Source organism: Streptomyces goshikiensis (assembly GCF_014650555.1).
Classification (GTDB): domain Bacteria; phylum Actinomycetota; class Actinomycetes; order Streptomycetales; family Streptomycetaceae; genus Streptomyces; species Streptomyces goshikiensis.
This window is the reverse complement of sequence record NZ_BMVE01000001.1, coordinates 791,295-815,388: the sequence shown is the minus strand read 5'-3', so window position 1 is coordinate 815,388 and position 24,094 is coordinate 791,295. Positions and strand designations below refer to the sequence as shown.

Below are 24,094 nucleotides of genomic sequence, written 5' to 3'. Positions count from 1 at the left end.
GTGACAGGCCGCTACGCGCGTAGATATGCTCATGTGGTGACCATGCCCACCACCCTCCCCGCATTCGCTGACGTGACGACGTCCGACAGCGCACTGCGCCGCTTCCTTCACGGGCTCCCCGGCGTCGACGCCGTCGGCCTGGAGGCTCGCGCGGCCGCGCTCGGCACTCGCTCGATCAAGACCACGGCCAAGGCGTACGCCATCGACCTGGCCATTTCGATGATCGACCTGACGACGCTGGAAGGCGCGGACACCCCGGGCAAGGTCCGGGCGCTCGCCGCCAAGGCCGTCCATCCCGATCCCCTCGACCGCACGACGCCCACGACCGCCGCGGTCTGCGTCTACCCCGACATGGTGGCCACCGCCAAGGCGGCCCTGAACGGGGCGGACGTCAAGATCGCCTCCGTCGCCACCGCCTTCCCGGCGGGCCGCGCGGCCCTCCCGGTCAAGCTGGCCGACACCCGGGACGCCGTCGCCGCCGGCGCCGACGAGATCGACATGGTCATCGACCGTGGCGCCTTCCTCGCCGGCCACTACCTCGACACCTATGAGCTGATCAAGGCCGTCAAGGAGGCGTGCGTCCGCGAGGACGGCACCGCCGCCCGCCTCAAGGTCATCTTCGAGACCGGCGAGCTGTCGACCTACGACAACATCCGCCGCGCCTCCTGGATCGGCATGCTCGCGGGCGCCGACTTCATCAAGACGTCCACCGGCAAGGTCGGGGTCAACGCCACCCCCGCCAACACCCTGCTGATGCTCGAAGCCGTCCGCGACTTCAAGGCGCAGACTGGAATCCAGATCGGCGTGAAGCCGGCCGGCGGCATCCGCACCACCAAGGACGCGATCAAGTTCCTGGTCCTGGTCAACGAGACCGCGGGCGAGGACTGGCTGACCAACCACTGGTTCCGTTTCGGCGCCTCCAGCCTGCTGAACGACCTGCTGATGCAGCGCCAGAAGCTGAGCACCGGCCGCTACTCCGGTCCCGACTACGTGACGGTGGACTGATCACCATGGCATCTGTTTTCGAGTACGCACCCGCCCCCGAGTCGCGGTCCGTCGTCGACATCGCGCCCTCCTACGGGCTCTTCATCGACGGCGAGTTCACCGACGCCGCCGACGGCAAGGTCTTCAAGACCGTCTCCCCGTCGTCCGAGGAGGTCCTCGCCGAGGTCGCCCAGGCCGGCGCCGCCGATGTGGACCGCGCCGTCAAGGCCGCCCGCAAGGCCTTCGAGAAGTGGTCCGCGCTGCCCGGCTCCGAGCGCGCCAAGTACCTCTTCCGTATCGCCCGGATCATCCAGGAGCGCAGCCGCGAGCTGGCCGTCCTGGAGACCCTGGACAACGGCAAGCCGATCAGGGAGACCCGCGACGCGGACCTCCCGCTGGTCGCCGCGCACTTCTTCTACTACGCGGGCTGGGCCGACAAGCTCGACCACGCGGGCTACGGCGCGAACCCGCGCCCGCTCGGCGTGGCCGGCCAGGTCATCCCGTGGAACTTCCCGCTGCTGATGCTCGCGTGGAAGATCGCCCCGGCGCTCGCCACCGGCAACACGGTCGTCCTCAAGCCCGCCGAGACCACCCCGCTGTCCGCGCTGTTCTTCGCGGACATCTGCCGCCAGGCCGGTCTGCCCAAGGGCGTCGTCAACATCCTCCCCGGTTACGGGGACGCGGGCGCGGCCCTCGTCGAGCACCCGGACGTCAACAAGGTCGCCTTCACCGGCTCGACGGCCGTGGGCAAGAAGATCGCCCGCCACGTCGCCGGCACCGACAAGAAGGTCACCCTGGAGCTGGGCGGCAAGGGCGCCAACATCGTCTTCGACGACGCCCCGATCGACCAGGCCGTCGAGGGCATCGTCACCGGCATCTTCTTCAACCAGGGCCAGGTCTGCTGCGCGGGCTCGCGCCTGCTGGTCCAGGAGTCGATCCACGACGAGCTGCTGGACTCGCTCAAGCGCCGCCTCTCCTCGCTGCGCCTCGGCGACCCGCTCGACAAGAACACCGACATCGGCGCGATCAACTCCGCCGAGCAGCTCGCCCGGATCACCGCGCTCGCGGAGACCGGCGAGGCCGAGGGCGCCGAGCGCTGGTCCCCGGCGTGCGAGCTGCCGTCCTCCGGCTACTGGTTCGCCCCGACGCTGTTCACCAACGTCACCCAGGCGCACACCGTCGCCCGCGACGAGATCTTCGGCCCGGTGCTGTCCGTGCTGACGTTCCGTACGCCGGACGAGGCCGTCGCCAAGGCCAACAACAGCCAGTACGGCCTGTCCGCCGGCATCTGGACGGAGAAGGGCTCGCGCATCCTCGCGGTCGCCGGCCAGCTCCGCGCCGGTGTCGTCTGGGCCAACACGTTCAACAAGTTCGACCCGACCTCGCCCTTCGGCGGCTACAAGGAGTCGGGCTTCGGTCGCGAGGGCGGCCGCCACGGCCTGGAGGGCTACCTCGATGTCTGAGTCGTCGTCGGCGCGTCTGAGCGTCTTCAAGACCTACAAGCTGTACGTCGGGGGCAAGTTCCCCCGCTCCGAGAGCGGCCGGGTGTACGAGGTGACGGCGAAAACATCGTCGGGTGGCAAGGGCAAGTGGCTGGCCAACGCCCCCCTGTCCTCCCGCAAGGACGCGCGTGACGCGGTCGTCGCCGCCCGCAAGGCGTTCGGCGGCTGGTCGGGCGCGACCGCGTACAACCGCGGGCAGATCCTCTACCGCGTCGCCGAGATGCTGGAGGGCCGCCGCGAGCAGTTCGTCCGCGAGGTCGGCGAGGCCGAGGGGCTGTCCAAGTCCAAGGCCGCGGCGGTCGTGGACGCGGCCATCGACCGCTGGGTCTGGTACGCGGGCTGGACCGACAAGATCGGCCAGATCGTGGGCGGGGCCAACCCGGTCGCGGGCCCGTTCTTCAACCTCTCCACCCCGGAGCCGACCGGCGTCGTCACGGTCGTGGCCCCGCAGGACTCGTCCTTCCTGGGCCTGGTGTCGGTGATCGCCCCGGTCATCGCGACGGGCAACACGGCCGTCGTGATCGCCTCGGAGAACGCGCCGCTCCCGGCCCTCTCCCTGGGCGAGGTGCTGGCCACCTCCGACCTGCCCGGCGGCGTGGTCAACATCCTGTCCGGCAAGGCCGGCGAGATGGGCCCGCACCTGGCCTCGCACCAGGACGTCAACGCGATCGACCTGGCGGGCGCCGACGCGGCGCTGGCCAAGGAGCTGGAGATCGCGGCGGCCGACAACCTGAAGCGCGTCCTGCGTCCACAGCCTGTGGACGACTGGAGCGCCGACCCGGGCACGGCCCGTATGACGGCGTTCCTGGAGACCAAGACGGTCTGGCACCCGACGGGTTCGCTGGGCGCGGGCGGGTCCTCGTACTAGTCCCGGATCCAAGTCCCGGATCCGTGACCCGGATCCGGACCGGACCAGGCCATGGAAGAGCCGGCCCCGGTGGCGCCCCCCGCGCCGCCGGGGCCTTTCCGTGCCCGCGTCCGGCTAGCGCCCTGCCCCGTCGGCGGCGCCGGGGAGCAGTGGGCCGAGCAGTGAGGACGCGGCGGCGGTCGGCAGTTCGCCGACCGAGGGGCCGCGGGTGAGGGCGCCGGTCACCATGCCGGTGCCCAGGGCGGGGAAGTCCGCGATCTTGGTGCCGACGCCGTTGTCCAGCGGGTCCACGCCGGTGTTCGCGAGGGGGTTCACCTTGAGGTTCGCGATCGGGTCGGTGACCCCCGCGAGCGCCGCCGGAACCGAGAGTTCACCGGCCTGGGCGCCGCCCGCGGCCATCGCGAGCGCGGCGCCGGCCATCGAGAGCGTGAGGCCTGCGGAGCGCAACGTGGAGGTGTGCGGAGCTGCGTGACGTGCCATGGGTTTCCCGCCTGTGGTCGTAGTCGCGTGCGCACGCAGCGTAGTTGAGGTGTGATCCTGGATACCAACCGGGCACAGGAGGCATCCCCTGCGCGGGGGAATGGTTCACACTGGTGTCCCGTGAGCTCCTCCTCTCCTTTGCCTACGCGTGTCGTTCTTCTGACCGGTCCCTCGGGATCCGGCAAGTCCTCGCTGGCGGCCCGCTCGGGCCTGCCCGTACTGCGCCTGGACGACTTCTACAAGGAGGGGGGCGACCCGACCCTCCCGCTGGTCGAGGGGAGTTCGGACATTGACTGGGACTCCCCGCTGTCCTGGGACGCGGACACCGCCGTCGCGGCGATCGAGGAACTGTGCGCCGCCGGCCGTACGCAGGTGCCGGTCTACGACATCGCGACGTCCTCGCGGACCGGGGCGGAGGCGCTGGACATCTCCCGGACGCCGCTGTTCATCGCCGAGGGGATCTTCGCGGCCGACATCGCCGCCCGGTGCCAGGAGCTCGGGCTGCTGGCCGACGCGCTCTGCCTGCGGGGGCGGCCGTCCACGACGTTCCGCCGCCGGCTGGCGCGCGATCTGCGCGAGGGCCGCAAGTCGGTCCTGTTCCTGCTGCGGCGGGGCCTGCGGCTGATGCGGGCGGAGCGCGGCATCGTGGCCCGCCACGCCGCCCTGGGTGCGCACCCGTGCGGCCGGGACGAGGCCCTCGGCCGCCTCGCCGCCGCGGCCGCCGGGCGCCACCGCGCCACCCCGGCCGCGGCTTAGGCCCGGCTCAGGCCGTCTCCTGGTCGACGGCCAGGCGGGCCAGGAGGGACACCGCGGCCTCGATGGGGGCCGGGGCGAAGAACCGGGCGTCGACCTCTTCCACCGCCGCGATCGCCCGGGGGGCCAGCTCGGCGCCGAGCGCGGTGACGCGCAGCCGCCTGGCGCGGGTGTCGGCCGGGTCCACCTCGCGTTCGATCAGGCCCTTCTTCTCCAGGGTGCGCAGCACCTGGGAGGTCATCTTCACGTCCGTGCCCGCCTGACGGGCCACGGCCAGCTGGTTGGGCCGCTCGCCCTGGCCGTTCAGCCACCAGGTGCACGCGAGCAGGACGAACTGCACGTGCGTGAGGTCGAGCGGGGTCAGGGCCGCCGCGATGTCACGCTGCCAGCGCAGCGTGACGTGCCACAGCAGGAATCCGGGGCTCTCTCCGGGCTTCACCGCGCCGCGAGCTCCACGAGCGCGGCCATCGTCTCGGGCCAGTCCGCCGTGATGCCGGGGCCGATCTGCGGCCCGGCCTCCTCTGCGCCCTCGCCGCTGATCTCCATCCGGTAGACCACCCGCGTGCGGTCCTCGCCGAGCGGGACGAGGCGGTGGGTGGTGCGCAGGACGAGCCCCCCGAAGCGGGCCTCGTCGGTGAAGTGTTCGCCCTCGCCGAGCGCGGTGACCCGCAGGAGCACCGGGTCCTCCCCGGGCGGGGTCATCGCGATCTCGGCGCCTTCGGCGAACGGGCCCCGGAGTTCGATCTTCTCGATCCCGCCGTTCCAGGCGCCCCAGTTCTCCACGTCGCTCCAGAGCCGCCAGATCGCCCCGCGGTCGGCGGCGGTCTCGACGGCGTGCTCGTACTCCCACATGGGGGCCTCCTTGGACCAGAAGTTCATCTGTGGAGAGATTATCTCCGCGAAGACTATTCGTCCAGCGGTCACCACCGGGCCCGGACATGCGAGAAGGCGGGACCCCGGCCCCACGGCCGCATGGTCCCGCCTTCTCTCCCCCTCCGTGACCGCCGTCCCACCCCCGCAGGACGGTCCCCCCGGCCCCGTGGTCCGGTCAGGCGACGAGCTCCTCGAAGGACTCCGCCTCGTCGCGCCCGAAGCTCAGTGCCTCGTCCTCGCGCAGCCGCCGCAGCGACCGCCAGATGCTCGACTTCACCGTGCCGACGCTGATGCCCAGGATCTCCGCGATCTCCGGGTCCGTGCGGCCCTCGTAGTACCGCAGCACCAGCATCGTCCGCTGCGGCTCCGGAATCCGGGTCAGCGCCTGCCACAGCACCGCGCGCAGTTCCGTGCCCCGCATCGCGTCCGTGTCGGAGGCCGTCTCCGGCAGCTCCTCGGTCGGGTACTCGTTCAGCTTCCGCCGGCGCCACGCGCTGATGTGCAGGTTCGTCATCGTGCGCCGCAGGTAGCCGCCCACGGCCGCCTTGTCGCTGATCCGGTCCCACGCCCGGTACGTCGAGAACAGCGCGCTCTGCAGCAGGTCCTCGGCCTCGTAACGGTCACCGGTCAGGTGGAAGGCCGTCGCGTACAGGGCCGCCCGGCGCTCCCGGACGTACGCCGTGAACTCGGCCTCCGAGGCGGAGGACGGGGCCGGCGCGGGCAGCGGCGCGACGGAGGAGGACTGGTACGTGTTCGCGTCGATGGCCACTACGTGTGCCGCGCGGGGACGGGTGACCGTCGCCGTACGGACACCTGCCCGGCGGTTCACATCGTGCAGCCGCGTGACAACCGCGCTGGTGGTGGTGCTGTGCAGCGTGTTCATCTCGCGCCCCCCGTCGTGGAGTCTGCTCTGGTTCGGTGTGGTGCTTGGTGCGTTGAGTAGAAGCCTGCCCCCGGGAGATAACCGGGTTGTCCGCCGACTGTCACAGCACTGTCACAGGCACCCCGGAACCGCCGCCGTGCACGCGGGTACAAGTCCCAACGGGCAATGGGACAGAATGAGCCCGTGCCTTTTCTGCTGCTGATCGAGGACGACGACGCCATCCGCACGGCCCTCGAACTCTCCCTGTCTCGCCAGGGCCACCGTGTGGCCACCGCGGCGACGGGCGAGGACGGCCTGAAACTGTTGCGCGAGCAGCGGCCGGACCTGATCGTGCTGGACGTCATGCTGCCCGGGATCGACGGCTTCGAGGTGTGCCGGCGGATCCGTCGCACCGACCAGCTGCCGATCATCCTGCTCACCGCGCGCAGCGATGACATCGACGTGGTCGTCGGCCTGGAATCGGGCGCCGACGACTACGTGGTCAAGCCCGTCCAGGGCCGGGTGCTCGACGCCCGCATCCGGGCCGTGCTGCGCCGCGGCGAGCGCGAGGCGAGCGACTCCGCCACCTTCGGGTCCCTCGTCATCGACCGCTCCGCCATGACCGTGACCAAGAACGGTGAGGACCTCCAGCTCACCCCGACCGAGCTGCGGCTGCTGCTGGAACTCAGCCGGCGGCCCGGCCAGGCGCTCTCCCGGCAGCAGCTGCTGCGGCTGGTGTGGGAGCACGACTACCTCGGCGACTCCCGGCTCGTCGACGCGTGCGTGCAGCGGCTGCGCGCCAAGGTCGAGGAGATCCCGTCCTCGCCGACCCTGATCCGTACCGTGCGCGGCGTCGGCTACCGGCTGGACTCCCCGCAGTGATCCGAGCCCTGTTCGCGGGCCGGCGCTGGACCAGCCTGCGGCTGCGGCTCCTCGTCGTGTTCGCCCTGGTCGCGCTGACGGCCGCCGTCTCCGCCTCCGGGATCGCCTACTGGCTCAACCGCGAGGCGGTCCTCACCCGCGTCCAGGAAGCCGCCCTCGGAGACTTCCGCCAGGAGATGCAGAACCGGGCCGCGGCGCTGCCCGGCGACCCGACGCCCGAGGAGATGCAGCGCACCGCCGAACTGATGGCGGGCAGCAGCCCCGGATACAGCGTGCTGCTGGTCGACGAGCGCAAGGACGGCCGCAAGGTCTTCGGCGCGGCCGGCCCCGACTCCTTCGGGCTGGACGACGTACCCAAGTCCCTCCAGCACGCGGTGAACGACCGGCAGAAGACGACCACGGCCAACGACGCCGAGTACCACGTGTACTGGCAGCGCACGAAGCCGCAGGGCAACCCGTACCTGGTCGGCGGGACGCGGATCGTGGGCGGCGGGCCGACCGGCTACATGTACAAGTCCCTCGCGCAGGAGCGGGACGACCTGAACGCGCTGGGCTGGTCGCTGACCATCGCGACGGGCCTCGCGCTGCTCGGCTCCGCGCTGCTCGCGCAGGCCGCGGCCCGGACGGTGCTCAGGCCCGTACAGCGGCTCGGTGACGCGGCGCGGCGGCTCGGCGAGGGCGAGCTGGACCACCGGCTCGACGTGTCGGGGACCGACGAACTCGCCGACCTGTCGCGGACCTTCAACAGGACCGCGGAGGCGCTGGAGAAGAAGGTCGCCGACATGAGCGCGCGGGAGGAGTCCAGCCGGCGCTTCGTCGCGGACATGTCCCACGAACTGCGCACGCCGCTCACGGCGTTGACGGCGGTGGCCGAGGTGCTGGAGGAGGAGGTCGACGACCTCGATCCGATGATCGCACCGGCGGTGGCGCTGGTCGTGAGCGAGACGCGGCGCCTGAACGACCTGGTGGAGAACCTGATGGAAGTCACCCGCTTCGACGCGGGGACGGCGCGGCTGGTGCTGGACGACGTCGACGTCGCCGACCAGGTGACGGCGTGCATCGACGCGCGGGCCTGGCTCGACGCCGTCGAACTCGACGCGGAGCGGGGCATCATGGCCCGGCTCGACCCGCGCCGGCTCGACGTCATCCTCGCCAACCTGATCGGCAACGCGCTCAAGCACGGCGGTTCGCCGGTGCGGGTGTCGGTGACGGTCGAGGAGGAATGGCTGGTCATCGCGGTCAAGGACAACGGTCCGGGCATCCCGGAGGAGGTCCTGCCGCACGTCTTCGACCGTTTCTACAAGGCGAGCGCCTCTCGGCCGAAGTCGGACGGGAGCGGGCTCGGCCTGTCGATCGCCATGGAGAACGCGCACATCCACGGCGGCGACATCACGGCCGCCAACGCGGCGGAGGGCGGGGCGCTGTTCACGCTGCGGCTGCCGGTGGACGTGGGGAAGGTGATCGCCGGTGAGGTGGACGCGTAGGGCGCTGTCCGGGGTCGTGCTGGCGACGCTGGCGTACGGGACGTCCGGCTGCGGCATCCGGGCCACGACGGTCCCGGTCGACGTGGGCCCGGCGCCCTCGCGGGTGTCGTGCGACACCCCGGAGGCGCCGTCCGGCGCGCAGAGCGGGGTCCAGGGGTTCCGGGCCACGGTGGAGCTGGTCTGCGGCTCGCAGCTGGTCGGGGTGGAGCGCGTCGTCCCGGTGCCGGAGAAGCGGATCGGCCGCGATCCGGTGGTGCTGGCCGCGCAGGCGCTGCTGGAGGCGCTGGAGCGGACGCCGTCCGCCGGGGAACGGGACGCGGGGTTCACGACCGGGGTCCCGGGCGGGCTGACCGTGGCCCCGCCGCGGACCGGCGACCCGGCGGGGACGCTGCGGCTGAGCCGGCGGCCGGAGGACCTGCCGCCGGTGGCGCTGTCGCAGATCGTGTGCACGCTGGCCGGCAGCGAGGCCGTGGCGGCGGGGCCGGGGCCGGTGGTCCTGGGCGGGCCCGACGCGGATCCGCCGCGGGCGTGGGAGTGCACGGACGCCGTCCGCTCCCGGCCGGAATCGGTCCCGACCCTGGGCGACGTGGTCCGCCCGAAGCCGACGGCCTCCTGACCGGACCCCGGCGGGGCCGGATCTTCCAGCCTCGCCGGCGTTTGAGGCGCGGGTCCGGGCGGAGTCCGGGGAACGGTGGAAGGGCGGGGCGGGGACCGGCTCCGCGCAGCGGTGGGCCGCCGGGGGAGTCCCGGGAACGGGGTCGGCCCCCTGAGGCGGGCTCAGGGGGCCGATGGGCGTCCGGTCCGGCGGACGGGCCGGGCCGGGCACCGGTCGCGGGACCCGGCCGGCGGTGCGGAGCCGGGGGTACCCGTCGGGCGCGCGGGGGATCAGATCCCGGCCGCGGCCGCCAGGTCCTTCTTGATGGCGTCCAGGACGTCCTGGCCCCGGCCGCGGGCCGGGGTGAGGTCGGCGGCGTCCGCCACCGGGACCACGACCTCCAGGTAGCACTTCAGCTTCGGCTCCGTGCCCGACGGGCGGACGATCACCCGGGCCTTGTAGTCGCCGTCCAGGTAGTACCGCAGGCCGTCCGTCGGGGGCAGCGCCGCCGTCCCCTGGGCGAGGTCCTCCGCCGAGACGACGCGCAGGCCCGCCAGGGCCGCCGGCGGCCGCGTGCGCAGCGCCGCCATCGCGTTGGCGATGACCGACAGGTCCGAGACGCGGACCGACAGCTGGTCGGTGGCGTGCAGCCCGTGGGCCATCGCCAGGTCGTCCAGCAGGTCGGTCAGCGTGCGGCCCTGCTCCTTGAGCTCCGAGGCCAGCTCCGCCACCAGCAGCGCGGCGGTGATGCCGTCCTTGTCGCGGACGCCCTCGGGGTCCACGCAGTAGCCGAGCGCCTCCTCGTAGCCGTAGCGCAGGCCCTCGACGCGCGAGATCCACTTGAAGCCCGTCAGGGTCTCCTCGTAGCCCACGCCCGCCGCCTCCGCGATCCGGCCGAGGAGGGAGGACGAGACGATCGACTCAGCGAAGACGCCCCGCGCCCCCTTGTGGACCAGGTGGGCCGCCAGCAGCGCGCCCACCTCGTCGCCCCGCAGCATCCGCCAGCCGCCGTCGGCGGTCGGGACCGCCACGGCGCAGCGGTCCGCGTCCGGGTCGTTCGCGATGACGATGTCAGGCCCGGCCTCGGCGGCCTTCGCGAAGGACAGGTCCATCGCGCCCGGCTCCTCCGGGTTGGGGAAGGCGACCGTCGGGAAGGCCGGGTCAGGCTCCGCCTGCTCGGCCACCAGCACCGGGGTCGGGAAGCCGGCGCGGGCGAACGCCGCCATGACGACGTCCTTGCCGACGCCGTGCATGGCCGTGTAGACGGTCCGCACGCCCCGGGGGGAGCCGGGGGTCAGGACCGCGTCCGTACGCGCCAGGTAGGCCTCCAGGACCTCGTCACCGAGGTCCTCCCAGCCGGACTCCGGGCGGGGGACGGAGGCGAGCGTGCCGACGCGCGCGATCTCCCGCGCGATCTCCTCGTCCGCCGGGGAGACGATCTGCGAGCCGTCGCCCAGGTAGACCTTGTAGCCGTTGTCCCGGGGCGGGTTGTGGCTCGCGGTCACCTCGACGCCGGCGACGGCACCCAGGTGCCTTATGGCGTACGCGAGGACCGGCGTCGGCAGTGGCCGGGGCAGGACGGCCGCGCGCAGTCCGGCGCCGGTCATGACGGCCGCGGTGTCACGGGCGAAGTCCGCGGACTTGTAGCGGGCGTCGTAGCCGACGACGACCAGGCCGTCGGCGTGCCCCTGGGCCCGCAGGTAGGCCGCCAGGCCCGCCGCCGCGCGGATGACCACGGAGCGGTTCATCCGCATCGGGCCCGCGCCGATCTCGCCGCGCAGTCCGGCGGTGCCGAACTGCAGGGTGCCGGAGAAGCGGTCCGCGAGTTCGGCGGTGTCGCCGGACTCGATGAGCTTGGCGAGCTCGTCCGCCGTCTCCTGGTCCGGGTCCTCGGCCAGCCAGGCCCGGGCCCGGGTGATCAGGTCGTCCTGTTCCTGCACTACTTCCGCCTTGTCTCTCGTACGGTGCCGGTGCCTGTGCCGTGTCAGATGCGGGCGAGCACCTGGGTGAGCAGCTTGCCCATGCGCGCGGCCGAGTCGCGGCCGGCCTGGAGCACCTCTTCGTGGTTCAGCGGCTCGCCGGAGATGCCCGCCGCCAGGTTGGTGACCAGCGAGATGCCGAGCACCTCGGCGCCGGCCTCACGGGCGGCGATGGCCTCCAGCACGGTGGACATGCCGACCAGGTCGGCGCCCATGACGCGGATCATGTTGATCTCGGCCGGGGTCTCGTAGTGCGGGCCGGGGAACTGGACGTAGACGCCCTCTTCGAGGGTCTCGTCGATCTCCTTGCACATCGCGCGCAGGCGGGGCGAGTAGAGGTCGGTGAGGTCCACGAAGTTGGCGCCGACGATCGGCGAGGTCGCGGTGAGGTTCAGGTGGTCGCTGATCAGGACGGGCTGGCCCGGGGTCATGCCCTCGCGCAGGCCGCCGCAGCCGTTGGTCAGGACGACGGTCTTGCAGCCGGCGGCGACGGCGGTGCGGACACCGTGGGCGACGGCGGCGACGCCGCGGCCCTCGTAGAAGTGGGTCCGGCCGAGGAAGAGCAGCGCACGCTTGTCGCCGATCTTGTACGAGCGGATCTTGCCGCCGTGGCCCTCGACGGCGGGGGGCGGGAAGCCGGGCAGCTCGGTGACGGGGAACTCCGCCTCGGGCACGCCCAGCGCCTCTGCGGCGGGGGCCCAGCCGGAGCCCATGACGAGGGCGACATCGTGGGTTTCGGCGCCGGTCAGCTCACGCAGACGGGCGGCTGCGGCGGTGGCGTCGGCGAAGGGGTCGGTAACAGATGCGTTCACGCTGACGAGCGTAACCGAGCATTGCCTACGCGCGTAGATGGCGCAGCTCACGGTGTTCGGATCGTTGCCTTGTCGTTTCCGCCGAAACGTCCCTCCGTGTTCCCCCGGCGTCAGCAGGGGCGCTTGCGCACCTCCATCACGTAGTCGTGCGGGGCGCCCGCGGATTCGGCGGCGTCGGCGATCTCACCGAGGTAGCGGGCCGAGGGGAGGCCGCCCTCGTAGCCGTTGAGGACGTAGCACCAGGCCGCCTCCTCGCCGTCCAGGGTGTGGACGCGGATGCGCATGCGGCGGTAGATGTCCAGCCCGACGCCCTCCCACCGGTCCATGGAGTCCTCGTCCAGCGGCGCGATGTCGTACAGGGCGACGAAGACCTGGTGGCGCGGGGCTTCGACGATCGTCGCCAGCGCGCCCTCCCAGCCCATCTGCTCGCCGCCGAAGGTCAGCCGCCAGTCGTTGATCCAGCCCGTGCCGCGCAGCGGCGAATGGGGTGCGCGGCGCGTCATCAGCCGCGGGTCGAGGTTGCCGGCGTACGCGGCGTAGAGCGACATGAGGTCGAGGGTACGGGAGGGGCGGCGCGGGCGGCGTGTCCGGCCGTCCTCACGGATGGCCGGACCGGGGGAGAAGCACCTTGAAGCGTGCGGGACAATGGAGCACGGAATGCATCCCCCGGGGAGACCCCCGGAAGCCCCGGCCGGGGCGGCAGCCGGCCGGGTAGACGTGAGGCGGAGTTTTCGTGACCCGGATCGTGATCATCGGCGGCGGACCCGGCGGGTATGAGGCGGCCCTCGTAGGGGCCCAGCTCGGCGCGGAGGTGACCGTCGTCGACTGCGACGGTCTGGGCGGGGCGTCGGTGCTCACCGACTGCGTGCCCTCGAAGACCCTCATCGCGACCGCCGAGGTGATGACGACCTTCGACTCCTCGTACGAGGAGCTCGGCATCGTCGTCGCCGACGACACCCCGCACATCGAGCAGGCCGCGCGCGTCGTCGGCGTGGACCTCGGCAAGGTCAACCGCCGCGTCAAGCGCCTCGCGCTGGCCCAGTCGCACGACATCACCGCCTCCGTGACCCGCGCCGGCGCCCGCGTCCTGCGCGGCCGCGGCAAGCTCGGCGGCCCGCAGGGCATCGACGGCACCCGGGACGTCATCGTCACCGCCGCCGACGGCACGGAGACGATCCTGACGGCCGACGCCGTGCTGATCGCGACCGGCGGCCACCCCCGCGAGATCCCGGACGCGATGCCCGACGGCGAGCGCATCCTGAACTGGACCCAGGTCTACGACCTCGAAGAGCTCCCGGAGGAGCTCATCGTCGTCGGCTCCGGTGTGACCGGCGCCGAGTTCGCCGGCGCGTACCAGGCCCTCGGCTCCCGGGTGACCCTCGTCTCCTCCCGCGACCGGGTGCTGCCCGGCGAGGACCCGGACGCCGCCGCCGTCCTGGAGGACGTCTTCCGCCGCCGCGGCATGAACGTCATCGGCCGCTCCCGCGCCGAGTCCGCCAAGCGGGTGGGCGACCGGGTCGAGGTCACCCTCTCCGACGGCCGGGTCATCACCGGCACGCACTGCCTGATGGCGGTCGGCGCGATCCCGAACACCGGGAACATGAACCTGGAGGAGTCCGGGGTCCGGCTCAAGGAGTCCGGCCACATCTGGACCGACAAGGTCTCGCGCACCTCCGCCCCCGGCGTGTACGCCGCCGGAGACGTGACCGGCGTCTTCGCGCTGGCCTCCGTCGCCGCCATGCAGGGGCGCATCGCGATGTACCACTTCCTGGGCGACGCGGTGGCCCCGCTGAACCTGAAGACGGTGTCGTCGAACGTCTTCACCGACCCGGAGATCGCCACCGTCGGTTACACGCAGGCCGACGTGGACTCCGGGAAGATCGACGCCCGTGTCGTGAAGCTGCCGCTGCTGCGCAACCCGCGCGCCAAGATGCAGGGCATCCGGGACGGCTTCGTGAAGATGTTCTGCCGCCCGGGCACCGGCATCGTGGTGGGCGGCGTCGTCGTCTCGCCGCGCGCGAGCGAGCTCATCCACCCGATCTCGATCGCGGTCGACAACAACCTGACGGTCGAGCAGATCGCAAACGCGTTCACCGTGTACCCCTCCCTGTCGGGATCGATCGCCGAGGTGGCACGCCAGTTGCACACGCGGAAGGCCGCCGGGGAGGCCTGATCCCGGGCAACCGCCTTGCGCCGCAGGGGGTTTGGGGCGGGGTCGACCACAGCGGTGAGAAGTTCACGCACTCTTCGAAACGCGTATACCACTAGTCGCCCCGCCTTATGAACAACTTCGGTATTCCGGCGTAAAGAGCTGAAACCAGACGGTCGTTGGCGTTACTGTCAGTTTCGTGTTCGCTGCAGAACGTCGCCAATTGATCCTCGAAATGGTGCGGGCCAACGGAGCGGTATCGCTCCGGGAGCTCGCCCGCGTCGTCCAGACCTCCGAAGTGACCGTACGGCGGGACGTGCGGGCACTGGAGGCAGAAGGACTCCTCGACCGCCGGCACGGCGGTGCGGTATTGCCGGGCGGTTTCACGCGGGAGTCCGGCTTTCCGCAAAAGTCCCATCTCGCGACGGCGGAGAAGACCGCCATCGCCGATGTCGCGGCGAGCCTCGTCGAAGAAGGCGAGGCCGTGGTCGTCGGCGCGGGTACCACCACCCAGGAGCTGGCCCGCCGGCTCGCGCGGGTGCCCGGCCTGACCGTCGTCACCAACTCCCTGCTGGTCGCGCAGGCCCTGGCCCACGCCAACCGGGTGGAAGTGGTGATGACCGGCGGCACCCTGCGCGGGTCCAACTACGCGCTCGTCGGCAGCGGGGCCGAGCAGTCCCTCCAGGGCCTGCGGGTGTCGCGGGCCTTCCTGTCGGGGAGCGGTCTGACCGCCGAGCGCGGGCTCTCCACCTCGAACATGCTCTCCGCGAGCGTGGACCGGGCGCTGGTGCAGGCGGCGGCGGAGGTGGTGGTGCTCGCCGACCACACGAAGCTGGGCACGGACACCATGTTCCAGACCGTGCCGACGGACGTGATGACGCGGCTGGTGACGGACGAGCCCCCGCCGCACGACGACCGGGCCGGTACGGAGCTCCAGGCACTGGCGGACCAGGGCGTCCAGATCACCGTGGCGGGCGCCGCCGTCGCCCCCGGCGGGGACGGCGCCATGGTGGGCCGGCGGCCGCGCCGGGAGTCCCCGCTGCCCGTCCAGCGGCGGGGCGGGCCTACGGCCCAGCTGCGGAGCGCGCCGGCCGGGATGCTGGAGCAGCAGGCCGCCGGCGACCGGGCCCGCGTGGCCGACATGCGACGCCGCTAGGGCGGTTCGCCGCCGCCGCACATGAAAAACGGGGTTCCCGGGGCAGGCGCCCCGGGAACCCCGTCGTCACGCGTGTCAGTCCTTGATCTCGCAGATCGTGGCGCCCGAGGTGAGGCTCGCGCCGACCTCGGCGGTGAGACCCACGACGGTGCCCGCGCGGTGCGCGTTCAGAGGCTGTTCCATCTTCATGGCTTCCAGGACGACGATCAGGTCGCCCGCGGCCACCTGCTGGCCCTCCTCGACCGCGACCTTGACGATCGTGCCCTGCATCGGCGAGGCGAGCGTGTCGCCCGACGCGGCCGGCCCGGACTTCTTCGCGGCGCGGCGCTTCGGCTTCGCGCCGCCGGCGGCGGCCGTACGGGCCAGGGTCATGCCGAGCGAGGACGGCAGGGAGACTTCGAGGCGCTTGCCGCCGACCTCGACGACGACCGTCTCGCGGCCCGGCTCGTCCTCCGCGTCGTCCGCGGCGGGAGCCGCGAACGCCGGGATCTCGTTGACGAACTCGGTCTCGATCCACCGGGTGTGGACCCGGAAGGGGTCCGAGGTGAACGCCGGGTCGACGACGACCGCGCGGTGGAACGGCACGGCGGTGGCCATGCCCTCGATCTCGAACTCGGCCAGCGCGCGGGCCGCGCGCTGCAGGGCCTGCTCGCGGGTGGCGCCCGTGACGATCAGCTTGGCGAGGAGCGAGTCCCACGCCGGGCCGATCACGGAGCCGGACTCGACGCCCGCGTCGAGGCGGACGCCCGGACCCGACGGCGGGGCGAACCGGGTGACGGTGCCCGGGGCGGGCAGGAAGCCGCGGCCCGGGTCCTCGCCGTTGATGCGGAACTCGAACGAGTGACCGCGCAGCACGGGGTCCCCGTAGCCGAGCTCCTCGCCGTCGGCGATGCGGAACATCTCGCGGACCAGGTCGATGCCGGTGACCTCTTCGGTGACCGGGTGCTCGACCTGGAGGCGGGTGTTGACCTCCAGGAAGGAGATCGTGCCGTCGGTGCCGACGAGGAACTCGACGGTGCCGGCGCCGACGTAGCCGGCTTCCTTCAGGATCGCCTTCGACGCGGCGTACAGCTCCGCGTTCTGCTCCTCCGTCAGGAACGGCGCGGGAGCCTCCTCCACCAGCTTCTGGTGGCGGCGCTGCAGCGAGCAGTCACGCGTGGAGACGACGACCACGTTGCCGTGGGAGTCGGCCAGACACTGGGTCTCGACGTGCCGCGGCCTGTCGAGGTAGCGCTCGACGAAGCACTCGCCGCGGCCGAAGGCGGCCACGGCCTCGCGCACGGCGGAGTCGTAGAGCTCGGGCACCTCTTCGAGGGTGCGGGCGACCTTGAGGCCGCGGCCGCCACCACCGAAGGCGGCCTTGATCGCGATGGGCAGGCCGTGCTCCTTCGCGAAGGCCACGACCTCCTCCGCACCCGAGACCGGGTCCGGGGTGCCGGCGACCAGCGGGGCGCCGGCGCGCTGCGCGATGTGACGGGCGGCGACCTTGTCACCGAGGTCACGGATGGCCTGCGGCGGCGGACCGATCCAGGTCAGGCCCGCGTCGAGGACGGCCTGCGCGAATTCGGCGTTCTCCGACAGGAACCCGTATCCGGGGTGAATGGCGTCGGCACCCGAATCGGCCGCGGCCTGAAGGACCTTCGCGATGTCCAGGTAACTCGCGGCCGGGGTGTCACCGCCCAACGCGAAAGCTTCGTCGGCCGCGCGGACGTGCAGAGCGTCCCGGTCCGGATCGGCGTAGACGGCTACGCTGGCGATCCCGGCGTCCCGGCAGGCCCGGGCAACGCGGACAGCGATTTCGCCACGGTTGGCGATGAGCACCTTGCGCACGATGGCTCCCTCCTTGGAACAAGCTGAGTTTAGGGACAGCCCACACGGCCTTTCGACCCTTCCCCATAGGTGAGCTTGCCCACACGGAGTGTGATTCGAGTACACCTTGAGTCCGGAAAACCCTTGTGGCGCCCCAGGTCAGGGGGATCCCCGACTGCACAGTAACCCCGTCGCCCATACGAGGTCTCTGTCCACCGGGCCAGCGGGCCGCGCCGATTCTTTGTGGAGTCCCTACGAACGGCCTAGGCATTCTTTGCTGCCGGGCCCCCGCGCGCCGCTTTTCCGGGCCGTGCGCGAGGGGGTGAGGAGGCGCCGCCGCGCAACGAACAGGCGCCGAACCCTTGTCCACCGGATTACCCGTTAGTAGCCTCCAGGCGTCGAACGGGCTTGTGCCGTGCTGTGCCGTGCTGTGCCGGGTGGGAGTGGGTGCGTCGTGCTGCTGCGCAGAATCGTGGCCGGGCTGGCCGCGATCGTGCTCGTCGCGGAAGCGGCCGTCCTCGTCCTGGTCCACGTCGTCCTGGGCCGGACCACCGCGAACCAGTCGATGTCCATCGCGGGCAGCGATCCCGATGTCATGTCGAAGGCGACCTACGCGCTGGGCGCCGTCATGGGCGCCTTCCTGCTGCTGTGCGCGGTCCTGCTCGCGGTGGCCGCCGTACGGGACCTCGGGCCCGGGCGTGTCGCCCGGGTCGTGCTCATCGCCGCCGCCGTCGTCCACGGAGTGCTCGGCGCCCTCGCCGTCGGGCTCGCCGGCTGGGGCGTCTTCGCCGCCGTGATGGTGATCTTCTGCCTGATCGTCCTGTCCCTGACGCTCTACGCGGTCAGGGGGGCGGGCGAGGGCCGCCTCGGGGAGGTCACGCCCACAGGTCCGTGATGGACACGCCGAGTTCGCCCAGCAGCGAGCGCAGCAGCGGCAGCGACAGCCCGATGACGTTGCCGGGGTCGCCGTCGATCCCGTCGATGAACGGCGCCGACAGCCCGTCCAGGGTGAACGCGCCCGCCACGTGCAGCGGCTCGCCGCTCGCCACGTACGCGGCCACCTCCGCGTCCGTCGGCTCACCGAAGCGGACCGTCGTCGAAGCCGTCGCCGAGACCCGGCGCCCGCTCGCCGTGTCGATCACGCAGTGCCCGGTGCGCAGCACGCCGGCCCGCCCGCGCATCGACTTCCAGCGGGCCGTGGCCTCCTCGGGGTCCGCCGGCTTGCCCAGCGCCTCGCCGTCCAGTTCCAGCACCGAGTCGCAGCCGATCACCAGGGCGCCCGCGGCCTCCTCCAGGGCGGCCACGACGGCCGCCTTGGCCTCGGCCAGCGCCAGCGCCAGCTCCGCCGGGGTGTCCGCGTTCCGGGTGTCCTCGTCGAAGTGGCTGACGATGACGTGCGGGGCGAGCCCGGCCTGCCGCAGCAGGTTCAGCCGGGCGGGCGAGGCGGAGGCGAGGACGAGGGCGCGGGGTTCGGCAGTCATGGGAGCCATCGTAGGGGCCCCTCCGCGGCCGCCCGGCCGGGCTCAGAAGCCGACGCCGAGGACGTACACCACCACGAGCATGGCGAGCGCGAGCACCACGATCAGCCGCCGGAGCATGGCCTGCGCGTCGCGCATGTCCTGGGGCGGCTCGTCCTTGGGATCAGACCAGAGCATGCCCCGATCCTGACCCCGCGGCGGCCGTGGCGCCTGAGTACGAGTACTCAGGCGCCACCGTCCGTTCACGCCATCTTCCCTACGCGGGCCAGTACGTACGCCCCCACGCGCGCGGCCCCGGCTGCGGCAGGTGCCGCCGGGCCACGCGGGACGGCGCCGCCCACTCGTCCGCCACCGGGGGCGCGCCCGACGGCGCCGAGGCCAGCGCCGCCGCGCGCGCCTGGACCACCGCCAGTGCGGCGGCCAGCTCCTCCGGGGTCGGGTTCCCCTTGACGACCTTGATCACCACAGGACTGACCTCCTACAGGGGGATGTTGCCGTGCTTCTTCGGGGGCAGCGACTCGCGCTTGGTGCGGAGCTGGCGCAGCCCCTTCACCACGTGCGCGCGGGTCTCGGACGGCATGGTCACCGCGTCGATGTAACCGCGCTCGGCGGCCGTGTACGGGTTGAGCAGGGCGTCCTCGTACTCGGTGATGAGCCGGGCCCGGGTCTCCTCGGCGTTGCCCGCCTCCTCCGCCTCGGCGATCGCGCGGCGGTGCAGGATGTTCACCGCGCCCTGTGCGCCCATGACGGCGATCTGCGCGGTCGGCCAGGCCAGGTTCAGGTCCGCGCCGAGGTGCTTGGAGCCCATGACGTCGTACGCGCCGCCGAAGGCCTTGCGGGTGATGACGGTGATCAGCGGAACGGTGGCCTCGGCGTAGGCGTAGATGAGCTTCGCGCCGCGCCGGATGATTCCGTTGTACTCCTGGTCGGTGCCGGGCAGGAAGCCCGGGACGTCGACGAAGGTCAGCACCGGCACGTTGAAGGCGTCGCACGTGCGGACGAACCGGGCGGCCTTCTCCGAGGCGTTGATGTCCAGGCAGCCGGCGAACTGCATCGGCTGGTTGGCGACGATGCCCACCGGGTGCCCCTCGACGCGGCCGAAGCCGGTCAGGATGTTCGGCGCGAACAGCGACTGCGTCTCCAGGAACTCCCCGTCGTCGAGCACGTGCTCGATCACGGTGTGCATGTCGTACGGCTGGTTCGCGCTGTCCGGGATGAGGACGTCGAGCTCGCGGTCGGTGTCGGTGACCTCGGTGTCCGCGTCCTCCGGGAAGGCGGGCGGCTCCGAGAGGTTGTTCGACGGCAGGTACGCGAGCAGGGACTTGACGTACTCGATGGCGTCCTTCTCGTCGCCGGCCATGTGGTGGGCGACGCCGGAGGTGGAGTTGTGGGTGCGGGCGCCGCCCAGCTCCTCGAAGCCCACGTCCTCGCCGGTGACCGTCTTGATGACGTCCGGGCCGGTGATGAACATGTGCGAGGTCTGGTCGACCATCACGGTGAAGTCGGTGATCGCGGGGGAGTACACCGCGCCGCCCGCGCAGGGGCCCACGACCAGGCTGATCTGCGGGATGACCCCGGAGGCGTGGACGTTGCGGCGGAAGATCTCGCCGTACATGCCCAGCGCGCTGACGCCCTCCTGGATGCGGGCGCCGCCGGAGTCGTTGATGCCGACGAGCGGGCAGCCGGTCTTCAGCGCGAAGTCCATGACCTTCATGATCTTCTGGCCGTAGACCTCGCCGAGGGCGCCGCCGAAGACGGTGAAGTCCTGCGAGAACACCGCGACCGGGCGGCCGTCGACCGTGCCGTAGCCGGTGACGACGCCGTCACCGTAGGGGCGGGTCTTCTCCAGCCCGAAGTTGGTGGAGCGGTGCCGGGCGAACTCGTCCAGCTCGACGAACGACCCCTCGTCCAGCAGCAGCGCCACCCGCTCACGCGCCGTCAGCTTGCCCTTGGCGTGCTGCTTCTCCACCGCCCGTGCGGAACCGGCGTGGGTGGCTTCGTCGATGCGGCGCTGCAAGTCCGCGATCTTGCCCGCGGTCGTGTGCGTGTCGATCGGCTCTGAGGGTTGTGACATCGGGGTCGCGGCTCCCTGCGTGGTGTCGTCAACTGCCTGGTCAATTGAATGACTACTGCTGGCTACTGGTGCGTAGCGTATCGGCGGGCAGGGCGCTCGACAGTGCGGCGTTTGACACACCTGAAGTGCCTTGCTTGGCCCCGCCGCCTTGCCTAGGGGCGTGTCGCGCCGCGCGCCGGCCGGCGGTCGCGTCGCATCGCGTCCGTGACGGCCGCGCGGGCCGCGCGTCGGTAGGGTTGTCGCGGAACTTCACTGCCCGTTTCGCCGGAGAAGACGCGCTTGCGCCCGGCCCGGGGCCGGGCATCCAGGCAAGGGGAACTTTGATGCCGTCAGACGCTTCCGCAGGCCACTGGTCGAGCCTCGACCGGCCGCCGCTGAACGCCGCCGCGCTGCGGCGGGCCCTGGTGACCGACGGGGGGCTGTGGACCTCCGTGGAGGTGGTCCCCTCGACCGGGTCCACCAACAGCGACCTCGCCGCCCGCGCCGCGGAGCTGCCCGAGGGGGCCGTGCTCGTCGCCGAGGAGCAGACCGCCGGGCGCGGCCGGCTCGACCGGAGCTGGGTGGCCCCGGCCCGGTCGGGGCTGTTCTTCTCCGTCCTGCTCAAGCCGGGCGCGGCCGTCCCGCAGGAGCGGTGGGGCTGGCTGACCCTCCTCGCCGGGGTGGCCGCCGCGACCGGGCTGTCCCGGGCGGCGGGCGTGGACACCGCGCTCAAGTGGCCCAACGACCTGCTGGTCATCGTGGACGGCGAAGAGCGCAAGACCGGCGGGATCCTCGCCGAGCGGGTCGGTGACGGCGTCGTCCTCGGCATCGGGCTCAACGTCACGCTGACCGACGCCGAGCTGCCGGTGCCAGAGGCCGGGTCGCTGGCCCTGGCGAAGGCCTCCGTCACGGACCGGGAGCCGCTGCTGAAGGCCGTGCTGCGGTCCCTGGAGGAGTGGTACGGCGAGTGGCGCGCCGCCGGCGGCGACCCGGCCGCCAGCGGCCTCCAGGAGACGTACGCGGCGGGCTGCGCCACCCTCGGCCGCCACGTACGGGCGGAGCTGCCCGGCGGCCGCCGGCTCACCGGAACGGCCGAGGCGGTGGACGCGGACGGACGGCTCGTCGTCAGGACGGCCGACGGGGAGCGGGAGCCCGTGGGCGCCGGGGACGTCATCCACCTGCGGTCGGTGCGGTAGCGGCTGACGGGGAGCGGGCCGGGGAACCGGACCGGGGAGTGAGCTACGGCACACCTGCCGTATGGTTTAGGCGATCCCGGCCTTCCCGGCGATCACCCGGTTCGGCAGTGCGCACGGAATGGACAGGAGGCGGCCCTTGACCGTCGACGACTCTACGTCCAGCGCGTCGTCCGGAGGGGGCTCCGGCCCCGGCGGACCCACCGGGCCGGCCGGACCCACCGGGCCGACCGGCGCCGGTACGGGCGGGGGCGCGGGTACCGGGACGCCGATCGGGCGGGACCAGCACACCCCGCACCACGAGGTCGACCACACCGCCCAGCCCACGGCCGACCCGCTCGCCATCCGCCTGGAGCAGCTCATCCTGGGCGCCGAGCGCCGCTACACGCCGTTCCAGGCGGCCCGCAGCGCCGGGGTCTCGATGGAGCTCGCCTCCCGCTTCTGGCGGGCGATGGGCTTCGCGGACATCGGCCAGGCCAAGGCCCTCACGGAGGCGGACGTACTGGCACTGCGCCGCCTCGCCGGCCTGGTCGAGGCGGGGCTGCTGAGCGAGCCGATGGCGGTCCAGGTGGCGCGCTCCACGGGGCAGACCACCGCCCGGTTGGCCGAATGGCAGATCGATTCCTTCCTGGAGGGCCTGACGGAGCCGCCGGAGCCGGGGATGACCCGTACGGAGGTCACGTACCCGCTGGTCGAGCTGCTGCTGCCCGAGCTGGAGGAGTTCCTCGTCTACGTGTGGCGGCGCCAGCTGGCGGCCGCGACCGGGCGGGTCGTGCAGGTCGCGGACGACGAGGAGATGGTCGACCGGCGGCTCGCGGTGGGCTTTGCGGACCTGGTGGGCTTCACCCGGCTGACCCGGCGGCTGGAGGAGGAGGAGCTCGGCGAGCTCGTCGAGGCCTTCGAGACGACGGCGGCGGACCTGGTGGCGGCGCACGGCGGCCGGCTGATCAAGACCCTCGGCGACGAGGTCCTGTACTGCGCCGACGACGCGGGCACGGCGGCGGAGATCGCGCTGCGGCTGATCGAGACGATGGAGGCCGACCCGCAGATGCCGGAGCTGCGCGTCGGCATCGCCTTCGGGACAGTGACGACCCGGATGGGCGATGTCTTCGGGACCACGGTGAACCTGGCCTCGCGGCTGACGTCGATAGCGCCGAAGGACGCGGTGCTGGTGGACGGGGCGATGGCCGAGGAACTGGGCCGCACCGGCGCGGCGCCGGTGTCGGAGAAGGAAGCCGAGTCGGAGGAGGGTGGCGGCGCGTACCGCTTCGCGCTCCAGCCGATGTGGCAGCGCCCGGTACGCGGCCTGGGCGTCGTGGAGCCCTGGTCGCTGACGCGCCGGAAGCCTAAGATCCCCGGGTAACGTTCGTTAACCGGGAGGGTCCGCTGTGCCTGAGGTATCGGAGTTCGTGGCAGTGCGCCGGCATGACGGCGGGGTCGCCGAGCTGGTCCTGGACCGGCCGAAGGCGATGAACGCGGTGTCGACGCAGATGGCGCGGGCCATCGGTTCGGCGTGCGCCTCGCTCGCGGCGGACGCGTCGGTGCGGGTGGTCGTGGTGTCCTCGACCGCGGAGCGGGCGTTCTGCGTCGGCGCGGACCTCAAGGAGCGGAACTCGCTGTCGGACGCGGAGCTGGTGCGGCAGCGGCCGACCACGCGGGGCGCGTACGGGGGCGTGCTGGAGCTGCCGATGCCGACGATCGCGGCGGTGCACGGGTTCGCGCTGGGCGGCGGCTTCGAGCTGGCGCTGGCGTGTGACGTGATCGTGGCCGACGAGACGGCGGTCGTGGGCCTGCCGGAGGTCTCGGTCGGTGTCATCCCGGGCGGTGGCGGTACGCAGCTGCTGCCGCGGCGCGTGGGCGCGGCGCGGGCCGCGGAGCTGATCTTCACGGCGCGGCGGGTGGAGGCGGCCGAGGCGCTGGCGCTGGGCCTGGTGGACTCGGTGGTGGCGGCGGGCACGGACCGCGAGGCGGCCCTCGCCCTGGCCGGGCGGATGGCGGCGAACTCCCCGGTGGGCCTGCGGGCCGCCAAGCGGGCGCTGCGCCTGGGCCACGGCATGGACCTGGCCGCCGGCCTGGAGATCGAGGACGCGGCCTGGCGCACGGTCGCCTTCTCCGCCGACCGGGCGGAGGGCGTGGCCGCGTTCAACGAGAAGCGCCGCCCGGAGTGGCCGGGCATGTAGCC

The 24,094-nt window shown here is 72.4% G+C and carries 25 protein-coding genes; 13 read left to right on the top strand and 12 right to left on the bottom strand.

Features of this window, described 5'->3' with window-relative positions; translation table 11 throughout:
- The first annotated feature begins 36 nt into the window (after positions 1–36).
- The 3 genes from deoC to IE248_RS03700 are packed head-to-tail and all read left to right on the top strand — an operon-like array spanning position 37 to position 3,354.
- Positions 37–1,005 carry a deoxyribose-phosphate aldolase gene (gene deoC / locus IE248_RS03710; RefSeq protein WP_037793712.1) on the top strand — a complete coding sequence of 323 codons (969 nt, stop codon included), beginning with the start codon at positions 37–39 and terminating at the stop codon, positions 1,003–1,005.
- 5 nt (positions 1,006–1,010) lie between these two features.
- Positions 1,011–2,447 (top strand): aldehyde dehydrogenase family protein, encoded by a 1,437-nt coding sequence (locus IE248_RS03705; RefSeq protein ID WP_037798081.1) that lies wholly within the window; start codon positions 1,011–1,013, stop codon positions 2,445–2,447.
- Positions 2,440–3,354 (top strand): aldehyde dehydrogenase family protein, encoded by a 915-nt coding sequence (locus tag IE248_RS03700; RefSeq protein ID WP_008742030.1) that lies wholly within the window; start codon positions 2,440–2,442, stop codon positions 3,352–3,354. Before IE248_RS03705 ends, IE248_RS03700 begins: the two co-directional genes overlap by 8 nt.
- Before the next feature lie 114 nt (positions 3,355–3,468).
- Here the strand turns inward: IE248_RS03700 and IE248_RS03695 are convergent, their stop codons facing one another.
- On the bottom strand, positions 3,469–3,834 hold the full coding sequence (locus tag IE248_RS03695) for a hypothetical protein (protein ID WP_008742029.1): 366 nt from the start codon (positions 3,832–3,834) through the stop codon (positions 3,469–3,471).
- A 54-nt stretch (positions 3,835–3,888) separates the two neighbouring features.
- Between IE248_RS03695 and IE248_RS03690 the strand changes: the two genes are divergently transcribed.
- Positions 3,889–4,590, top strand: coding sequence for a uridine kinase family protein (locus tag IE248_RS03690; protein ID WP_100581999.1), 702 nt, complete (start codon positions 3,889–3,891; stop codon positions 4,588–4,590).
- Positions 4,591–4,597: 7 nt separating this feature from the next.
- On the opposite strand, the gene IE248_RS03685 is transcribed toward IE248_RS03690, so the two are convergent.
- From IE248_RS03685 to IE248_RS03675, 3 genes are all read right to left on the bottom strand, one after another.
- Entirely contained in the window at positions 4,598–5,026 is a 429-nt protein-coding gene (locus tag IE248_RS03685) for a MarR family winged helix-turn-helix transcriptional regulator (protein WP_100581906.1), read from the bottom strand.
- Positions 5,023–5,466, bottom strand: a complete 444-nt coding sequence (locus IE248_RS03680) for an SRPBCC family protein (protein ID WP_198944735.1) — start codon at positions 5,464–5,466, stop codon at positions 5,023–5,025. The genes IE248_RS03685 and IE248_RS03680 overlap by 4 nt, the downstream gene beginning before the upstream one ends.
- Positions 5,467–5,635: 169 nt before the next feature.
- Entirely contained in the window at positions 5,636–6,343 is a 708-nt protein-coding gene (locus tag IE248_RS03675; protein WP_073795096.1) for a SigE family RNA polymerase sigma factor, read from the bottom strand.
- A 183-nt stretch (positions 6,344–6,526) separates the two neighbouring features.
- Between IE248_RS03675 and afsQ1 the strand changes: the two genes are divergently transcribed.
- The 3 genes from afsQ1 to IE248_RS03660 are packed head-to-tail and all read left to right on the top strand — an operon-like array spanning position 6,527 to position 9,304.
- On the top strand, positions 6,527–7,204 hold the full coding sequence (gene afsQ1 / locus IE248_RS03670) for a two-component system response regulator AfsQ1 (protein ID WP_008742024.1): 678 nt from the start codon (positions 6,527–6,529) through the stop codon (positions 7,202–7,204).
- Positions 7,201–8,688 (top strand): sensor histidine kinase, encoded by a 1,488-nt coding sequence (locus IE248_RS03665; protein ID WP_037793694.1) that lies wholly within the window; start codon positions 7,201–7,203, stop codon positions 8,686–8,688. The genes afsQ1 and IE248_RS03665 overlap by 4 nt, the downstream gene beginning before the upstream one ends.
- The gene (locus IE248_RS03660; protein ID WP_073795098.1) at positions 8,672–9,304 is read left to right on the top strand and encodes a hypothetical protein; all 633 of its coding nucleotides are present in this window, start codon (positions 8,672–8,674) and stop codon (positions 9,302–9,304) included. Before IE248_RS03665 ends, IE248_RS03660 begins: the two co-directional genes overlap by 17 nt.
- 269 nt (positions 9,305–9,573) lie before the next feature.
- On the opposite strand, the gene IE248_RS03655 is transcribed toward IE248_RS03660, so the two are convergent.
- The 3 genes from IE248_RS03655 to IE248_RS03645 form a co-directional block, all read right to left on the bottom strand.
- Positions 9,574–11,223 carry a phospho-sugar mutase gene (locus IE248_RS03655; protein WP_100581907.1) on the bottom strand — a complete coding sequence of 550 codons (1,650 nt, stop codon included), beginning with the start codon at positions 11,221–11,223 and terminating at the stop codon, positions 9,574–9,576.
- Positions 11,224–11,267: 44 nt separating this feature from the next.
- Positions 11,268–12,074: a purine-nucleoside phosphorylase gene (locus IE248_RS03650; protein WP_008742020.1), complete on the bottom strand. Its 807-nt coding sequence runs from the start codon at positions 12,072–12,074 to the stop codon at positions 11,268–11,270.
- Positions 12,075–12,184: 110 nt separating this feature from the next.
- Positions 12,185–12,622: a gamma-glutamylcyclotransferase family protein gene (locus IE248_RS03645; RefSeq protein WP_008742019.1), complete on the bottom strand. Its 438-nt coding sequence runs from the start codon at positions 12,620–12,622 to the stop codon at positions 12,185–12,187.
- A 185-nt stretch (positions 12,623–12,807) separates the two neighbouring features.
- On the opposite strand from IE248_RS03645, the gene IE248_RS03640 reads away from it, so the two are divergent.
- On the top strand, positions 12,808–14,247 hold the full coding sequence (locus IE248_RS03640; protein WP_037793691.1) for an NAD(P)H-quinone dehydrogenase: 1,440 nt from the start codon (positions 12,808–12,810) through the stop codon (positions 14,245–14,247).
- A gap of 211 nt (positions 14,248–14,458) precedes the next feature.
- Positions 14,459–15,379, top strand: coding sequence for a DeoR/GlpR family DNA-binding transcription regulator (locus IE248_RS03635; RefSeq protein WP_037798082.1), 921 nt, complete (start codon positions 14,459–14,461; stop codon positions 15,377–15,379).
- 75 nt (positions 15,380–15,454) lie between these two features.
- Here IE248_RS03635 and IE248_RS03630 read toward each other — a convergent pair whose 3' ends face one another.
- On the bottom strand, positions 15,455–17,209 hold the full coding sequence (locus IE248_RS03630) for an acetyl/propionyl/methylcrotonyl-CoA carboxylase subunit alpha (protein ID WP_073773685.1): 1,755 nt from the start codon (positions 17,207–17,209) through the stop codon (positions 15,455–15,457).
- A 436-nt stretch (positions 17,210–17,645) separates the two neighbouring features.
- On the opposite strand from IE248_RS03630, the gene IE248_RS03625 reads away from it, so the two are divergent.
- Positions 17,646–18,083 (top strand): hypothetical protein, encoded by a 438-nt coding sequence (locus IE248_RS03625; RefSeq protein WP_373301471.1) that lies wholly within the window; start codon positions 17,646–17,648, stop codon positions 18,081–18,083.
- Here the strand turns inward: IE248_RS03625 and IE248_RS03620 are convergent.
- The 4 genes from IE248_RS03620 to IE248_RS03610 all read right to left on the bottom strand — a co-directional run bounded on the left by IE248_RS03620 (position 18,064) and on the right by IE248_RS03610 (position 20,740).
- A complete protein-coding gene (locus IE248_RS03620; protein ID WP_190029935.1) occupies positions 18,064–18,678 on the bottom strand; it encodes a nucleoside triphosphate pyrophosphatase in 615 nt (204 codons plus the stop codon). The genes IE248_RS03625 and IE248_RS03620 overlap by 20 nt on opposite strands.
- A gap of 33 nt (positions 18,679–18,711) precedes the next feature.
- Positions 18,712–18,843, bottom strand: a complete 132-nt coding sequence (gene mmpB, locus IE248_RS38105) for a morphogenic membrane protein MmpB (protein ID WP_086025410.1) — start codon at positions 18,841–18,843, stop codon at positions 18,712–18,714.
- Between the two features lie 79 nt (positions 18,844–18,922).
- Complete coding sequence (locus tag IE248_RS03615; protein WP_037798083.1) at positions 18,923–19,132, bottom strand: acyl-CoA carboxylase epsilon subunit; 210 nt, start codon at positions 19,130–19,132, stop codon at positions 18,923–18,925.
- Between the two features lie 12 nt (positions 19,133–19,144).
- Positions 19,145–20,740, bottom strand: coding sequence for an acyl-CoA carboxylase subunit beta (locus IE248_RS03610; RefSeq protein WP_008742010.1), 1,596 nt, complete (start codon positions 20,738–20,740; stop codon positions 19,145–19,147).
- Positions 20,741–21,063: 323 nt separating this feature from the next.
- On the opposite strand from IE248_RS03610, the gene IE248_RS03605 reads away from it, so the two are divergent.
- The 3 genes from IE248_RS03605 to IE248_RS03595 all read left to right on the top strand — a co-directional run bounded on the left by IE248_RS03605 (position 21,064) and on the right by IE248_RS03595 (position 24,092).
- The gene (locus IE248_RS03605) at positions 21,064–21,915 is read left to right on the top strand and encodes a biotin--[acetyl-CoA-carboxylase] ligase (RefSeq protein ID WP_100581909.1); all 852 of its coding nucleotides are present in this window, start codon (positions 21,064–21,066) and stop codon (positions 21,913–21,915) included.
- A 136-nt stretch (positions 21,916–22,051) separates the two neighbouring features.
- The gene (locus tag IE248_RS03600) at positions 22,052–23,275 is read left to right on the top strand and encodes an adenylate/guanylate cyclase domain-containing protein (RefSeq protein WP_073795101.1); all 1,224 of its coding nucleotides are present in this window, start codon (positions 22,052–22,054) and stop codon (positions 23,273–23,275) included.
- A gap of 25 nt (positions 23,276–23,300) precedes the next feature.
- On the top strand, positions 23,301–24,092 hold the full coding sequence (locus tag IE248_RS03595; protein ID WP_008742007.1) for an enoyl-CoA hydratase/isomerase family protein: 792 nt from the start codon (positions 23,301–23,303) through the stop codon (positions 24,090–24,092).
- The last annotated feature ends 2 nt before the right edge of the window (positions 24,093–24,094 follow it).

What these genes read in the sequence shown, in the direction of transcription:
- IE248_RS03700 (WP_008742030.1), top strand. Translation starts at nt 2,440, where the DNA reads ATGTCTGAGTCGTCGTCGGCGCGTCTGAGCGTCTTCAAGACCTACAAG.
- IE248_RS03680 (WP_198944735.1), bottom strand. Translation starts at nt 5,466, where the DNA reads ATGAACTTCTGGTCCAAGGAGGCCCCCATGTGGGAGTACGAGCACGCC.
- mmpB (WP_086025410.1), bottom strand. Translation starts at nt 18,843, where the DNA reads ATGCTCTGGTCTGATCCCAAGGACGAGCCGCCCCAGGACATGCGCGAC.
- IE248_RS03645 (WP_008742019.1), bottom strand. Translation starts at nt 12,622, where the DNA reads ATGTCGCTCTACGCCGCGTACGCCGGCAACCTCGACCCGCGGCTGATG.
- IE248_RS03705 (WP_037798081.1), top strand. Translation starts at nt 1,011, where the DNA reads ATGGCATCTGTTTTCGAGTACGCACCCGCCCCCGAGTCGCGGTCCGTC.
- IE248_RS03675 (WP_073795096.1), bottom strand. Translation starts at nt 6,343, where the DNA reads ATGAACACGCTGCACAGCACCACCACCAGCGCGGTTGTCACGCGGCTG.
- IE248_RS03620 (WP_190029935.1), bottom strand. Translation starts at nt 18,678, where the DNA reads ATGGCTCCCATGACTGCCGAACCCCGCGCCCTCGTCCTCGCCTCCGCC.
- IE248_RS03610 (WP_008742010.1), bottom strand. Translation starts at nt 20,740, where the DNA reads ATGTCACAACCCTCAGAGCCGATCGACACGCACACGACCGCGGGCAAG.
- IE248_RS03695 (WP_008742029.1), bottom strand. Translation starts at nt 3,834, where the DNA reads ATGGCACGTCACGCAGCTCCGCACACCTCCACGTTGCGCTCCGCAGGC.
- IE248_RS03635 (WP_037798082.1), top strand. Translation starts at nt 14,459, where the DNA reads ATGGTGCGGGCCAACGGAGCGGTATCGCTCCGGGAGCTCGCCCGCGTC.
- IE248_RS03605 (WP_100581909.1), top strand. Translation starts at nt 21,064, where the DNA reads ATGCCGTCAGACGCTTCCGCAGGCCACTGGTCGAGCCTCGACCGGCCG.